This window comes from Oceanobacter sp. ABM4_470, from assembly GCF_056158645.1.
The window spans coordinates 2,307,329-2,320,817 of record NZ_JBSWTR010000001.1 but is presented as its reverse complement, the minus strand read 5'-3'; the positions used below and the strand labels follow the sequence as shown (position 1 = coordinate 2,320,817).

Here is a 13,489-nt window from a genome sequence, read left to right as displayed (position 1 = left end):
CCACACTAAGTCAAAGTTTTAGGCAGCAAAACAGACGCCGGATGTTTATAATCCGCGCTTTTCTGAACAAGGGTAACGCACGGCGAAATGGCTATTTGGGCTCTCGGGATCAATCACAAAACCGCATCGGTCTCTGTGCGTGAGCGTGTGGCATTCGATCCGGCAACCATGCCCAAGGCATTGGCGGAGCTGTGTAGCCCTGACAGTGCTGACGAAGCCGTTATCCTTTCTACCTGTAACCGTACCGAAATTTACGGTTCATCCAACCAGTTCGACTGGGTCAAAATTCGTGACTGGCTGGCCGAGCATCATCAGGTTAGCCGCGAAGCCCTCGACGAAGCCCTCTATTGCCTCGAAAACGACGATGCTGTGCATCACACCATGAGGGTAGCCAGTGGTCTCGACTCGCTGGTATTGGGCGAGCCGCAAATTCTAGGGCAAATGAAATCCGCTTATGCGGTGGCACAGGAAGCGGGCACCGTAGGTTCCGAGTTGGGGCGTTTGTTCCGTCAGACCTTCTCGATTGCCAAACGAGTGCGTACCGACACGGCGATTGGTGAAAACCCGGTGTCGGTGGCGTTTGCTGCGGTGAAAATGGCCCAGCACATTTTTGCTGACCTGAATCGCAGCACGGCCTTGCTGATTGGTGCCGGTGAAACCATCGAACTGGTGGCTCGCCATCTCAAGCAGGCGGGCATCAAGCGCATTATTGTGGCCAACCGGACGTTGGCTCGTGCCCAGCATCTGGCGGAAGAGTTTCACGCCGAAGCGATTCTGCTGGAAGACATTCCTGAGCACCTGGCTGCGGCCGATGTGGTGATTTCATCCACCGCCAGCCCATTGCCTGTGTTGGGTAAGGGTACGGTTGAAAAAGCCCTCAAGAAGCGTCGTCACAAGCCCATGTTCATGGTCGATATTGCCGTGCCTCGTGATATCGAGGAAGAAGTGGCGGAGCTGGGCGATGTGTATTTGTACACGGTGGATGATTTGCGCAGTATCATCGAGGAGAACGTCAAATCCCGTGAGGACGCCGCCCGTCAGGCCGAAGAGCTGATTGAAGCCGGGGTTGAGCACTTTATGCGCGAGCTGAAAGTGCTGAATGCGGTGACCACGGTGACCGAACTGCGCAGCCACGTAGACCAGTTGCGTGAAGAGCAGCTGATCAAGGCCGTCAAACAACTGCAAAACGGCGCCGACGCTGAAAAAGTTCTGCGCCAGTTTGCTCATACCTTCAGCAATAAATTGCTGCACGGCCCTACGGTGGCGCTGCGAAAAGCCGCTGCCGATGGCCGTATGGATATTTTTGATAACACCCGCGAGTTGTTCCAGTTGCCCGACAACCATTTCAGCCGCGACACAGATGACTAGTGCATGAAAGAATCCCTGCTTCTCAAACTCGAAACCCTGACCGAACGTTACGAGGAGGTTGGCCACTTGCTGTCCGACCCGGACGTGATTTCCGATCAGGACAAGTTCCGCAACCTGTCGAAGGAGTACGCGGAGCTGGAGAGCATTGCCAAGACCTTTGGTGACTATCAGCAGGCACAGTCCGATCTGGAAGAAGCCAATGTACTGGCTTCCGACAGTGACCCGGACATGCGCGCCATGGGGGAAGAAGAGCAGCAGGTTGCCAAACAAGCACTGGAGCAACTGTCCGGTGAATTGGAAGTGTTGCTGCTGCCAAAAGACCCGGACGACGGTCGTAACGTCATTCTGGAAGTGCGGGCAGGTACGGGCGGTGACGAAGCGGCGATTTTCGCCGGTGACCTGTTCCGTATGTACAGCCGCTTTGCGGAAACCGTTGGCTGGCGCTGTGAAATGATGAGTGCCTCTGAGGGCGAACACGGCGGCTTCAAGGAAGTCATCGCTCGCATCAGTGGCACCGATGTGTATTCGCGTCTGAAGTTTGAATCCGGCGCTCACCGGGTTCAGCGAGTACCGGAAACCGAGAGCCAGGGGCGTATTCATACGTCCGCCTGCACTGTGGCGGTGATGCCGGAAGTCGACAGCGAAGAAGACATCGACATCAACAAGAACGACCTGCGGATTGATACCTTCCGTGCCTCCGGTGCCGGTGGTCAGCACGTAAACAAAACCGATTCCGCCATTCGAATCACCCACTTGCCAACCGGCATGGTGGTGGAATGTCAGGAAGAGCGTTCCCAACACAAGAACCGCGCCAAGGCCATGGCCTTGCTGGCCACGCGTCTAAAAGACGCTCAGGTACAGGCCGCGCAAGCCGAACAGGCCGCAACCCGTAAAAGTCTGGTGGGCTCCGGCGATCGCTCTGAGCGCATCCGTACCTACAATTACCCGCAAGGCCGGGTGACGGATCACCGCATTAACCTGACCTTGTACAAGCTCGACGAAATCGTGCAGGGCGACCTCAATCCGGTACTGGGGCCATTGCTGCAAGAGCATCAGGCCAACCTGCTGGCGGAAATGGCCGGTGGCAACTGATTCCAATACCATCACCGTGGCGGACTGGCTGAAACAGTCCGCGCTGACGATTCATCAAACCGGTTCTGACTCCGCCAAAATCGATGCCCAGCTGCTGCTCTGCCATGTGTTAGGTAAAGACCGCACTTGGCTGTTCACCTGGTCTGACACGGAACTGGACGCTGCCCAGCTGCAACAGGCTGCGACTCTGTTGCAACGGCGTCTTGATGGCGAGCCAATCGCCTACATTCTTGGCTACCGCGAATTCTGGTCACTGACACTGGCCACCGAACCTTCCACCCTGATTCCTCGTGCCGATACCGAAACCCTGGTTGAATGGGCGCTCGAACTGCCGTTAGGCCCAAAGGCAGACGTGCTGGATTTGGGCACCGGCACCGGTGCGATTGCGCTGGCACTGGCTTCGGAAAACCCGGGCTGGAACGTTCAGGGTGTGGATTTGCAGGCGGGGGCTGTGGCATTGGCAAGCCGCAATGCCCGCGATAATCACTTGAGTCACGTTACCTTTTGTCAGAGCAGTTGGTTTGAACAGGTGTCCGGTCAATTCGACCTGATCGTCAGCAATCCGCCGTACATCGACCCTGAAGACCATCATCTGGATCAGGGCGATGTGCGCTTTGAGCCTCGCTCAGCATTGATCGCTGATGAGCAGGGACTGGCGGATTTGCGCCATATTGTCGATCAGTCGCGGCTGTACCTTAACGGTGACGGCTGGCTGTTGGTCGAGCACGGCTATGATCAGCAGGCGGCTGTGACGGAGCTGTTTCGTCAGGCCGGCTATCTGGATGTGGCCACCCGTGAGGATCTGGGCGGTAACCCGAGAATCACCGGTGGCCGTTGGCCAGCTCAATAACTGGCCTGAACCTCAATTTCCTCGCAGGAGCGACTGATGATCCCCATGACTGACGACGAACTGATGCGCTACAGCCGCCAGTTGCTGCTGCCAGAGCTGGATGTCGATGGCCAGATGGCGCTCAAACAAGCGCGGGTTCTGATTGTGGGCCTGGGGGGGTTGGGCTGCCCGGTGGCGCTGTATCTGGCAGCCGCTGGTGTCGGTCAGTTGACCCTGGTGGACCCGGACATTGTTGAGCTGTCGAACCTGCAACGTCAGATCGCTCACACCGATGCCGATTTGGGCGACACCAAAGTTGCTTCTGCCATGCGTGCGATAGCGCAGGTTAATCCTCATGTTGAGGTCATCACTCACGCCCTGGCAGCCTCAACCGATTGGCTGACAGCGCAGCTGGCGGACATTGATCTGTTGATGGACTGTACCGACCGCGCCAGCATTCGCTATCAAATTAACGATGCCTGTTTGGCCACGCGCACGCCGTGGGTGTCGGCCGCTGCTATTGGCATGGCGGGTCAGTTGACGGTGTTTGATCCCGGCTCTGAAGCCTCCCCTTGTTATCGTTGCTTGTATCCAGCCCTGAACGACACTGAAATGACCTGTGCAGAAAGCGGCGTGATTGCACCTTTGGTCGGCACTATGGGGTCAATGCAGGCGCTGGAAGCGCTTAAATGGCTGGCAGGCATTGGCCGCGAGGACAGTCTGGTCGGGCGGTTGATTTCGTTCGATGCCAAGCGTCATCGTTGGCAGGATTGGAAGCTGGCTCGTAATGGCAGTTGCAGCAGCTGTGGGGGCTGATTCTTTAAGGATTAGTTGACCGTCTTCTTAAACCAAAAAGCCGATCCTGATGATCGGCTTTTTGCTGTTTAACGCGCTGTGCCCGGTTGGGCTGAGCGTTTATTCTTCGCCAAATAACGAGCAGTCGATGTAGTCGCAGAGGCAGTGAATGGCCAGCAAGTGCACTTCCTGAATACGCGCTGTCACGTTGGATGGCACACGAATTTCCACGTCATCGGTGGTCAGCAGCGACGCCATGTTGCCGCCGTCTTTACCAGACAAGGCAACAACGGTCATTTCACGCTCGTGAGCGGCCTGAATCGCCTGCACAACGTTGGCGGAATTACCACTGGTGGAAATCGCCAGCAGTACGTCGCCTTTATTACCCAGCGCACGGATCTGCTTGGAAAATACGTCGTTGTAGCTGTAGTCGTTGGCAATCGACGTCATGGTCGATGGGTCGGTGGTCAAGGCGAACGCAGGCAGGCCCGGGCGTTCACGCTCAAAGCGGTTCAGCAGTTCGGATGAAAAGTGCTGGGCATCACCGGCAGAGCCACCATTGCCACAGGACAGAATCTTGCCACCGCCGAGGATGCAATTCACCATCGCCTGACCGGCGCGTTCGATAAAAGGTGGCAGCTGTTCCGCAGCCAGGGCTTTGGTTTCAATACTGTTGCCGAAGTGGCTGATGATGCGGTCTTGCACGAGAGCGTTCTCCGAAAAATCTGGCTTGCCCGAAATTCATCCGGGGCATGTTAAAGCATCCGTGTGGCCGTTCCAATTTGAAATGCGTGTCATCCGTGTCTTAAAAGGCATTTTGCAGCCATTGCAACGCAAATGCAGGGCCTGAGCAGGCTATGACATCAAAACGGCAGTTGTCGTTCTGCCGCTGGCGGGATTGCAGCCAGTGTTCAGCGGCCAGGCGCAGCTTTTGTTGTTTGCGGGCATCAACACTGTCGGCGGCGGAGCCGAAATCCTGACGCTTGCGATAGCGAACCTCGACGAACACCAGTGATTGGGCCGCCGGGTCCCAGCCTATGATGTCCAGCTCGCCCAGACGGGTGTGGTAGTTGCGCTCGAGAATCTCAACGCCTTGCTGTTGCAGGTACTGTGCTGCTAGCTGTTCAGCACGCTGGCCCAGCGCTCGTGTTGATGAGCGGCTGGACGAGCTGGTTGCAGACGGAGCGCCAGTGGTCACTGCTGGCCCAGCAGTTGCGGTTGGCCACCGCGGAAACGGGCGCACTCGGTTTGGCGGTGTACCCGACGGAAGCCATCCAGCGTCAGCTGGCCTGTCATGCCGCCTACCTGATGTTGCGGGAATGCCTGCAATTGCGGCAATCGTGGCAGCAGGCGGTAGGCGTCCAGACCCAGTGCGTACAAGCGCACGTAAGGGCCCTGGCCACGTTCGGCGTTTTGCTCAACCTGCTGATACAAGGCGCCTTTTTCCAGCACCCAGGGCAGGTCACAGAAGCTGATGCCGTTAAGGTCAACGTCGTGGCGTTTGTCGGTCTGGCCGCTGTAAACATGGGACGTGGCGTAGACTGGCAAGCTGCCGGCAAAGTTGAACGCCATGGCTGGTTTAATCAGACGAGCCTGTTGCGGCTGGGCCACCAGAAACAGCCAGTCGGCGTCCTGGCGACGACGTGGTTCAAATTCAGTACGTTGGCGCAGCAGCTGGCGCATGGTTTTGTAGCGCTGGTTGCTTTCATCAACATTCATCAGCCGGCTGATGGCCGGGTTGTAGTCGTTCTCGTTCTTGTAGAAGCGGGTTTCGCTGATTTCGCCACCCAATGCTTCCCAATGATCGCGGAAGGCTTCAAAAATACGTTCGCCCCAGCTGCCCGCTGGTACCATCACCAGCGCACGACGATGGCCGTCTTGCCAGGCGCGGTCGGCAATCTGAATGGCTTCGTCTTCCGGTGCCAGACCAAACTGAAACAGGTTGGCCGGTGGTTGTGGCTGGTCGAGGCCAACTGCTTCAGCTGGACGATCCGTTGGCACCAGGTCGCCGTAGTTCAGCGCCAGAGTTGGCAGTGACAGCACGGCACGCTGTTCCAGAGCTTGTACTTCCTGCTTGCTAACAGGACCAATGACCCATTGCGCGCCCGCCAGTAAGGCCTGGGCATACAAGTCGTCGATGCTGGCATCCTGTTGGCTATCAATGACCACCAGATCGGGCGTTGGCTGATTACGCTTGAGGGCATCGTAGTAACCGGCCATCAAACCATCACGAATGGCTTCGCCGGATTTGGCCAGCGGGCCAGACAGCGGCAGCAAGACCGCCACTCGCTGTGGACGCTGGGCAGCCAGTTTATTCAGATAAGCAAGGTTGCCGGGCAGGTTCTGCGCCGCCGGGTGCAGGGCGTTGTCTTGCTGCCACTGTTTCAGGGCAGTGATCTGGTCTTCCAGTGTCAAGTCGGGACGACGCGCCAGCTCAGCCAGTTGCAGCCAGGTACCGAGGTCGGTTCCAGCGTTGGCTGACATCAGGTTGTCGATGTCTTCGTACGGCATCTGGGTCAGGTTTTCCCAGATAGCTTCGTGGTTATCCATTTGATAGCGCGGCGGCAGCACAGGGGCAATGAAAACCCGGATACGAGCTGCGGCAAAATAGTTGCCTTGCAGTTGATACAGCTGAGCCTGTGCCAGGCTGATGCGGGTATCCTGATCGTCACTGGCTTGATCGCGGTAGCCTTGCAGTTGTTGCAGCAAGGCGTCGGCATTGTCCAGCTGGCCGCTGCGGCGCTCGGTTTCGGTGGCAAGCAGCAGCCACTCGATTTGTTGGCTGGTAGACAGCTGACGGAAGTCCAGTTGTTGCAAATAGGCGCGGGCGTTGACAAACTCGCCGCTTTCCAGTGCCTGCCGCGTTTGCCGGAAATCGGTTTCAACGGCAGGGCTGACAGATTGGCTGGTTGCTGTTGTTGATGTGGCAACCGGTGCATTGCTGGAACAACCAGCAAGGCCAAGGCTGGTTACAGCCGTTGCCAGTACAACCCATTTGAAAATCCCAGGTGCTTTTCCCAGCATGAGCTCTCATCCCGATTCTGTTTCAGCCACGCTTTTCGTGGTGGCCACTCCGATAGGTAACCTCAGCGATTTGACCGAACGAGCGCGTAAGGTTCTGGAGTCCGTTGATTTGATTGCGTGCGAGGATACCAGACATACCCAGAAATTACTCCAGCACCTGGGACTGCGTAAGCCATTGATTTCGGTACACGATCACAACGAACGGGACCGGATCGAACAGATCAGCGAGCAGTTGTCGCAGGGCCGTAACGTCGCTTTGGTGTCGGATGCTGGCACGCCGTTGATTTCCGATCCGGGCTACCCGCTGGTGCAAGCACTGACCGAAGCTGGCCACAAGGTTACGCCGGTACCGGGTGTTTCGGCCATCATTACGGCTCTGAGCGCCGCGGGCTTACCCACCGACCGATTCCTGTTCGAAGGGTTCCTGCCGCACAAGCGTTCTGGTCGACTGGAGCGGATGCAAGCCGTCGCGCAGGAAACTGCCACGCTGGTGTTTTATGAGTCCAAACACCGCATTCTCGACAGCCTTGCCGACATGGCCGAGGTGTTTGGTACGGAGCGGCCAATGGTAGTGGCGCGAGAGCTGACCAAAACCTTCGAGAGCTTTTATCGTGGCTCGGTTAACAGGGTGATCGAACAGGTGTCAGCCAACGCTGATGATCAGAAAGGTGAGTTCGTGGTGATGGTGGCTGGTAACCCGGCACCGGTGACCGCATCGGAAGTCGATTTCGAACGCCTGTTCAAACTGCTGTTGAAAGAGTTGCCGCCGAAAAAAGCGGCAGCAGTGCTGTCTGAACTGACGGGCCAAAGCAAAAAAGAGTTGTATCAACAGGCGTTGGACTGGAAAGACCCGGTATAACCTGACGCTGTGCTTGAACGGTGGCCGCTTTGTGATAGAGTTCGCCGCCTGAGTCGACCAGACAGTCGTCGCCTGCTTCGGCAGGGGGAGGAAAGTCCGGGCTTCATAGGGCAGGGTGCCAGGTAACACCTGGGGGGCGTGAGCCTACGACCAGTGCAGCAGAGAGTATACCGCCGATGGCCTTCGGGCACAGGTAAGGGTGAAAGGGTGCGGTAAGAGCGCACCGCGCGTCTGGCAACAGTTCGTGGCACGGTAAACTCCACCCGAAGCAAGACCAAATAGGCTCCCTTAAGGTATGGCCCATACCGGGAGCGGGTAGGTCGCTTGAGCCTGTGAGCGATTGCAGGCCTAGACGAATGACTGTCCACGACAGAACCCGGCTTATCGGTCGACTCAGATCTTTTCTTTTTTCTTCTCTTCTCTTTTCTTCTCTATATACCTCTGACTTCCCGCGTTATTGGTTTTCTTTCAGCCACTGTACGAAAAATATGGCGCTTTTCGGTGCTTTTCCATTGTTGCTTGATTTGTCATTTTTGGTTGAATGTTCTGCCATTGGCAGATTGTTAAGTGGTTTTTCTTAAAACCCTTGACCTTGTGTGGGAAACCACCGGTCGGTTGATTTTTGCACTGTTGTTGTGCGTTAATCGCCTCGTCATGGTGCGATATTTTACGGTTTGTGCGACAGCAACCGCTTGGCGCCCATGAATTGACCGCTTTGTAATTGGCCTGTTGATTGCAGAGCTCCCTTGCTTGACTCTTTGCGTCATCGTCTGACGCTCTGAATCAAGTGATGATACATTGGAAAAATATTAAGGAGTCCTAGGTGTTCCGCGCTGTAGTAGCTGTTTTAGCGTTAAGTTGTGGTGCTTTTGCCCAGGCCGCTGAATATATTGATCCCGTTCCCCTCGCAGAGAAAATCACCACCCCCGTTGGCAATGTGAAAGAACAAGCCGATGGCAAAGTGCGTGTACCTCTGATTACCTGGGGCGGAGACATGACCACCATTCTTGCCAATGGTATGTCGACATCCACTCAGCCGGGCAGCTTGCTGGCCGATCAAGGACTGAATTATGAGTTGGTGTTGCAGGACAGCTTCGACAAGCAGTTGGAAGAGTACATCTCGGGTAAGTCGCCTTATCTGCGTTGTACTATCGGCATGTGCAATCAAGCGATTGACTTGCTGGACAAGGACCCCAGAACCAAACCGGTGGTTATTTATCAATTGACCTGGTCCCGTGGCGGTGACTCGGTAGTGGCCACAAATGTGATGCGTTTTCGTGAGTTGAAGGGCAAAACCATTGCCATTCAGGCTTACGGCCCGCACGTCGATTTTCTTGCCAACCTGCTGGATCGCGCTGACATGGTACCGTCAGACGTCAAGCTGCGTTGGGTGTCCGACCTGACCATGAGCCCGAACTCGCCACCGGAAGCCTTTCGCGACGGTGACGTAGATGCGGCCTTTACCATTATTCCGGATGCCTACGAACTGACCTCTGGTCGTCGTACCGGTAGCGGTGATAACGGATCGGTGAAAGGCGCCAGGATGATCATTTCAACCATGTTTGCCCGTCGGGTGATTGCCGACGTGTACGTTGTACGTTCTGATTATTTCAACAGCCACCGTGGCGAAGTGCGTAACTTCGTTCGTGGCCTGATGGCTGCCGAGCAACACTTGCACGAGCTGATGGAAAACCTTGGCCCGGACAGCAAGGAGAGCATGGCGATGCTGGCGGCAGCAGGGGACATCCTGCTGGGTGACGGCACCGACCAGACCGGTGTAGAGAACCTCTATCTGGATGCGGAATTTGTCGATCGTGAAGGCAACCGAGAATTCCTGGGCTCTGAAACCTTTGAGCACCGCCTGCCGCTGTTGAGCGAAAAAGCCCAACGGTCGTTCAAGGCCATGGGCCTGATCAAGCAAGGTGCGCCATTGGAAGATGCCGACTGGGACTTTGAAACGCTTTAAGCCTGAATCATAAAAAACCCGCCAGCTGGCGGGTTTTTTTATGGGCTCTCTTTTTAGCGACTTACTGGATTACCGGGTGCTCTCAAGAGCGCGCTCGGAGAAATCAAACCACCGCGTTATTTAGCGTTGCCAGCATCGGTGTTTGCTGCGTTATCCGGGGCGCGACAGAGGTCCTCGGTGAGGGAAGGCAGGCCGTTAAACAGATCCCGTATCCCTTCAGACCAGGCCAGTCGAACCTGGCGGAACATTTCGTCATTTTCCTCTACCCGAATGATTTGCGTGTCTTTTAACTGATCCTTGTGATAGCAAATCAGATCCAGTGGCATGCCGACGGACAGGTTACTGCGCAAGGTCGAGTCCATGGAAATCAGGCTGCACAACATGGCGCGGTCCAGCGGCGTGCTGTTATTCACGATGCGGTCGATGATTGGCTTGCCGTACTTGCTTTCGCCAATCTGGAAATACGGGGTGTCTTCGCCGGCCTCAATAAAGTTGCCTTGCGGGTAAATGTGGAACAGACGGTGGCTCTCGCCCTTGATCTGACCACTGACCAGCATGCTGCAACTGAAATCGACCCCCTGATTCTGGCCCTGATCGCGTTTGATTACCTCGCGCATGGTTTTGCCGACCAGCTCTGCCACATCAAACATAGTGGGCACGTTGAGGCAGTGACGCTCAGCGTTGCGAATAGCGGTTTGCAACATCGTGATCACGCTCTGGGTGGTGGCCAGATTACCTGCGCTCTGAATGAAAATAACCCGTTCTCCGGGTACTTCCAGAACCGTCAGCTTACGGAAACTGGCGATGTGGTCGATGCCTGCATTGGTGCGGGAGTCGGAGGTCAACACCAGTCCTTGTTCAACCTTGATGGCAACACAGTAGGTCATAAGAGACTCTCAAAAAATCGTACCGGAAATTGGGCTTCGGCCATCACAATGCGCGGCTTCAGCAGCGCCATTCTAGGCTGCATTGTGGCCGGGTCAATAAGCATATTAGTGGCTTGATCAGGCCAATGAATTTTATTGCGCGAAGCCATCTTTTAATCGAACTACCATGACCCTTGGCGCAGGTTTGTATAAACTTACGCAAAACTTATACAAACAGCATGAAAGGCTGTTGGCACAGTCAGACAGAGAGAGGCGACTTCATGGCGAGCGATTCAGCTCCTTACGGCGTATTGCTGGTGAATCTGGGTACCCCAAAAGAACCGACCCCGGCGGCTGTGCGGGAATATCTGGCAGAATTCCTGTGGGACCGACGCGTGGTGGATGCACCGCGGCCGCTGTGGTGGCTGATTCTGAACGGCATCATCCTGCGCTTTCGTCCGGGTCGGGTGGCCAAGGCCTATGCGTCGATCTGGCGCGAAGACGGTTCGCCGCTGATGCATTACTCCAAAGCCCAGCAACGTGCGTTGCAAGCAGCCTTGAAGCAGCACACTGGTAAAGACATTCCGGTGGAGCTGGCCATGACCTACGGTGAGCCGTCGATGGAACAAGCCGGTATGGCGCTTCGTAAGGCCGGTGTCGAAAACATCCTGGTGTTGCCGCTGTATCCGCAGTTTTCCGCGTCGACCACCGGCGCTGTGTACGACCGCCTGGCCAAGGCGCTCAGTCGCTGTCCTCATTTACCGGAAACCCGCTGGGTGAACGAGTACCACGCCCATCCTTTGTACATCAAGGCGCTGGCGGATTCTGTGCGTGAGTACTGGGAGCAGCACGGCCAGGGCGACCGTTTGATGATGTCGTTCCATGGCATTCCACAGCGCTATGCCGATAACGGCGATCCATACCCGCAGCAGTGCAAGCAAACGGCACGGTTACTGGCCTCCGAGCTGGGACTGGCGGATTCCCAGTGGATTTGCTCGTTCCAGTCACGCTTTGGCCGGGAGGAGTGGGTTAAGCCCTACACCGATTACACTCTGGAGGAGTGGGGAGAGAAGAAAGCGGGCAGGGTTGACATCATCAGCCCGGCGTTTGCAGCCGACTGCCTGGAAACTCTTGAAGAACTGGCGGTCGAGAACCGTGAAACCTACCTGGAAGCGGGTGGTTCTGATTACCACTACATCCCGTGCCTGAATGACCGCCAGGACCACATTGAGCTGCTGGCGCAGCTGGTGGCCAGCAATACCGCGGGCTGGGAATAGGCCGTGGTTTAGGGACCCTTGTGTCACAAAAACTTCTTTGGACATTGCAAAAGCCGCTCCATAACCTGCCCTTCGTTGTCCGGCCAGGAAGGTCGGACGCCACCGCAGGCGATGTTGTGATTTGAATGGTTTGTGGTGGTTGATCGAGCAAATCACTGTTGGATACCGGTATGAATATTTACGTTGGCAACCTGCCTTATTCTGCAACCCAAGAAGACCTGACCACTCTGTTTTCCGAATTTGGTAACGTTGAACGTGCCACCGTGGTGATGGATCGTGAAACCAATCGCTCCAAAGGCTTCGGCTTTGTTGAAATGGCGGATAACGCCGCTGCGACACAGGCGATTGAAGCCCTTAACAACACCGAGCTGAACGGTCGTGCCTTGCGCATCAACGAAGCTCGCCCTCGTGAAGAACGTCCTCGTACCCCTCGCGCCCCTCGTTAATGCTTCATCCCGCTATCGCGATTCTGTGGTAGCGGGCACTTCCCCTGTGCTTTCCGGACGTCTGACTGTACGCTGAGGTGATGGTGGCAGCGAATAAGCTGTGGAACCATGATCCTGTACTTTCGCCGGAAACCTTGCATGAACAAGCCAGCCACTGAATCAGCACCTCGGGTGATTTGTCAGATCGACGGTCACATCGCCCGTGTCTTTCTTAATCGCCCGGACAAAATGAACGGCCTGGATTTGGCCATGTTCGATGAGCTGGTGGCCTGTGCCAAGGGTCTTGCGCGTAACCGTCAGGTGCGGGTGGTGATTCTGGCGGCTCATGGCGATTCGTTTTGTGCGGGTCTGGATTTCAAGGCGGTTAGCCAAAACCGCATGATGATTCCGAAGCTGTTGCTGAAGTGGCCCTGGAGCAAAACCAATCTGGCCCAGCGCATTGCCATGGTGTGGCGTGACTTGCCAGTGCCTGTGATCAGTGTGCTGCACGGTTGCTGCTTTGGCGGCGGCTTGCAAATTGCGCTGGCGGCCGACTTCCGCTTTGCTCACCCGAACACTCGCTTGTCGATCATGGAAATGAAGTGGGGGCTAATCCCCGACATGAGTATTCTGACCAGTCTTACCAATCTGACCCGTCAGGACATTGCCAAGGAACTGACCATGACCGGCCGAGAATTCGGTGCTGAAGAAGCACTGGAATATGGCCTGCTAACGGGTGTTCAGGATGATCCGCTGGCCAGCGCCGAGCAGTTGGCGCAACAGATTGCCGGACAGTCACCGGATGCCGTGTGCGCGACCAAAAAGCTGTTTAACAAGGGCTGGAAGAAAGGAGAGCGCTCGGCACTGGCGTGGGAGCGCTGGATTCAATACGGCCTGCTGGGCCGGAAGAATCAGCAGATCGCCATGCGCAATGGCATGGCTAAATCCGAAGATCAAAAGCGGTCGTTCAGACCGCGTGGATGATTGA

Annotated in this window: 13 protein-coding genes and 1 other RNA gene; 10 read left to right on the top strand and 4 right to left on the bottom strand. The window is 56.1% G+C overall.

The window, feature by feature from the left end; genetic code table 11:
- The first annotated feature begins 87 nt into the window (after positions 1-87).
- From hemA to ACXADJ_RS10120, 4 genes are read left to right on the top strand one after another with little or no spacing between them, the layout of a single operon-like run.
- Entirely contained in the window at positions 88-1,368 is a 1,281-nt protein-coding gene (hemA, locus tag ACXADJ_RS10135; protein ID WP_028294726.1) for a glutamyl-tRNA reductase, read from the top strand.
- Positions 1,369-1,371: 3 nt separating this feature from the next.
- Positions 1,372-2,460, top strand: a complete 1,089-nt coding sequence (gene prfA, locus ACXADJ_RS10130) for a peptide chain release factor 1 (protein WP_475065367.1) — start codon at positions 1,372-1,374, stop codon at positions 2,458-2,460.
- Complete coding sequence (gene prmC / locus ACXADJ_RS10125) at positions 2,450-3,310, top strand: peptide chain release factor N(5)-glutamine methyltransferase (RefSeq protein ID WP_475065363.1); 861 nt, start codon at positions 2,450-2,452, stop codon at positions 3,308-3,310. Before prfA ends, prmC begins: the two co-directional genes overlap by 11 nt.
- Positions 3,311-3,346: 36 nt before the next feature.
- Positions 3,347-4,105: a HesA/MoeB/ThiF family protein gene (locus tag ACXADJ_RS10120; RefSeq protein ID WP_475065359.1), complete on the top strand. Its 759-nt coding sequence runs from the start codon at positions 3,347-3,349 to the stop codon at positions 4,103-4,105.
- Positions 4,106-4,204: 99 nt separating this feature from the next.
- Here the strand turns inward: ACXADJ_RS10120 and ACXADJ_RS10115 are convergent, their stop codons facing one another.
- The 3 genes from ACXADJ_RS10115 to ACXADJ_RS10105 form a co-directional block, all read right to left on the bottom strand.
- On the bottom strand, positions 4,205-4,789 hold the full coding sequence (locus tag ACXADJ_RS10115) for a phosphoheptose isomerase (RefSeq protein WP_028294730.1): 585 nt from the start codon (positions 4,787-4,789) through the stop codon (positions 4,205-4,207).
- 100 nt (positions 4,790-4,889) lie between these two features.
- On the bottom strand, positions 4,890-5,282 hold the full coding sequence (locus ACXADJ_RS10110) for a YraN family protein (protein ID WP_475065354.1): 393 nt from the start codon (positions 5,280-5,282) through the stop codon (positions 4,890-4,892).
- A complete protein-coding gene (locus ACXADJ_RS10105; RefSeq protein WP_475065350.1) occupies positions 5,279-7,108 on the bottom strand; it encodes a penicillin-binding protein activator in 1,830 nt (609 codons plus the stop codon). The genes ACXADJ_RS10110 and ACXADJ_RS10105 overlap by 4 nt, the downstream gene beginning before the upstream one ends.
- Between ACXADJ_RS10105 and rsmI the strand changes: the two genes are divergently transcribed.
- The 3 genes from rsmI to ACXADJ_RS10090 all read left to right on the top strand — a co-directional run bounded on the left by rsmI (position 7,107) and on the right by ACXADJ_RS10090 (position 9,933).
- Complete coding sequence (rsmI, locus tag ACXADJ_RS10100; RefSeq protein WP_475065348.1) at positions 7,107-7,967, top strand: 16S rRNA (cytidine(1402)-2'-O)-methyltransferase; 861 nt, start codon at positions 7,107-7,109, stop codon at positions 7,965-7,967. The two genes, ACXADJ_RS10105 and rsmI, sit on opposite strands and share 2 nt — an antisense overlap.
- A gap of 49 nt (positions 7,968-8,016) precedes the next feature.
- Positions 8,017-8,367: RNase P RNA component class A (rnpB, locus tag ACXADJ_RS10095), an RNA gene on the top strand.
- Between the two features lie 537 nt (positions 8,368-8,904).
- Entirely contained in the window at positions 8,905-9,933 is a 1,029-nt protein-coding gene (locus ACXADJ_RS10090) for an ABC transporter substrate-binding protein (protein WP_475065346.1), read from the top strand.
- Between the two features lie 116 nt (positions 9,934-10,049).
- On the opposite strand, the gene ACXADJ_RS10085 is transcribed toward ACXADJ_RS10090, so the two are convergent.
- Complete coding sequence (locus tag ACXADJ_RS10085) at positions 10,050-10,820, bottom strand: proteasome-type protease (RefSeq protein WP_475065342.1); 771 nt, start codon at positions 10,818-10,820, stop codon at positions 10,050-10,052.
- A 260-nt stretch (positions 10,821-11,080) separates the two neighbouring features.
- Here ACXADJ_RS10085 and hemH point away from each other — a divergent pair, with 260 nt between their 5' ends.
- From hemH to ACXADJ_RS10070, 3 genes are all read left to right on the top strand, one after another.
- Positions 11,081-12,076 carry a ferrochelatase gene (gene hemH, locus ACXADJ_RS10080; protein ID WP_475065339.1) on the top strand — a complete coding sequence of 332 codons (996 nt, stop codon included), beginning with the start codon at positions 11,081-11,083 and terminating at the stop codon, positions 12,074-12,076.
- Positions 12,077-12,246: 170 nt separating this feature from the next.
- Positions 12,247-12,522, top strand: coding sequence for an RNA recognition motif domain-containing protein (locus ACXADJ_RS10075; RefSeq protein WP_028294734.1), 276 nt, complete (start codon positions 12,247-12,249; stop codon positions 12,520-12,522).
- A 138-nt stretch (positions 12,523-12,660) separates the two neighbouring features.
- Complete coding sequence (locus ACXADJ_RS10070; protein ID WP_475065334.1) at positions 12,661-13,485, top strand: crotonase/enoyl-CoA hydratase family protein; 825 nt, start codon at positions 12,661-12,663, stop codon at positions 13,483-13,485.
- Positions 13,486-13,489 lie beyond the last annotated feature (4 nt).

What these genes read in the sequence shown, in the direction of transcription:
- hemA (WP_028294726.1), top strand. Translation starts at nt 88, where the DNA reads ATGGCTATTTGGGCTCTCGGGATCAATCACAAAACCGCATCGGTCTCT.
- prfA (WP_475065367.1), top strand. Translation starts at nt 1,372, where the DNA reads ATGAAAGAATCCCTGCTTCTCAAACTCGAAACCCTGACCGAACGTTAC.
- ACXADJ_RS10120 (WP_475065359.1), top strand. Translation starts at nt 3,347, where the DNA reads ATGATCCCCATGACTGACGACGAACTGATGCGCTACAGCCGCCAGTTG.
- rsmI (WP_475065348.1), top strand. Translation starts at nt 7,107, where the DNA reads ATGAGCTCTCATCCCGATTCTGTTTCAGCCACGCTTTTCGTGGTGGCC.
- ACXADJ_RS10105 (WP_475065350.1), bottom strand. Translation starts at nt 7,108, where the DNA reads ATGCTGGGAAAAGCACCTGGGATTTTCAAATGGGTTGTACTGGCAACG.
- ACXADJ_RS10085 (WP_475065342.1), bottom strand. Translation starts at nt 10,820, where the DNA reads ATGACCTACTGTGTTGCCATCAAGGTTGAACAAGGACTGGTGTTGACC.
- hemH (WP_475065339.1), top strand. Translation starts at nt 11,081, where the DNA reads ATGGCGAGCGATTCAGCTCCTTACGGCGTATTGCTGGTGAATCTGGGT.
- ACXADJ_RS10075 (WP_028294734.1), top strand. Translation starts at nt 12,247, where the DNA reads ATGAATATTTACGTTGGCAACCTGCCTTATTCTGCAACCCAAGAAGAC.
- ACXADJ_RS10070 (WP_475065334.1), top strand. Translation starts at nt 12,661, where the DNA reads ATGAACAAGCCAGCCACTGAATCAGCACCTCGGGTGATTTGTCAGATC.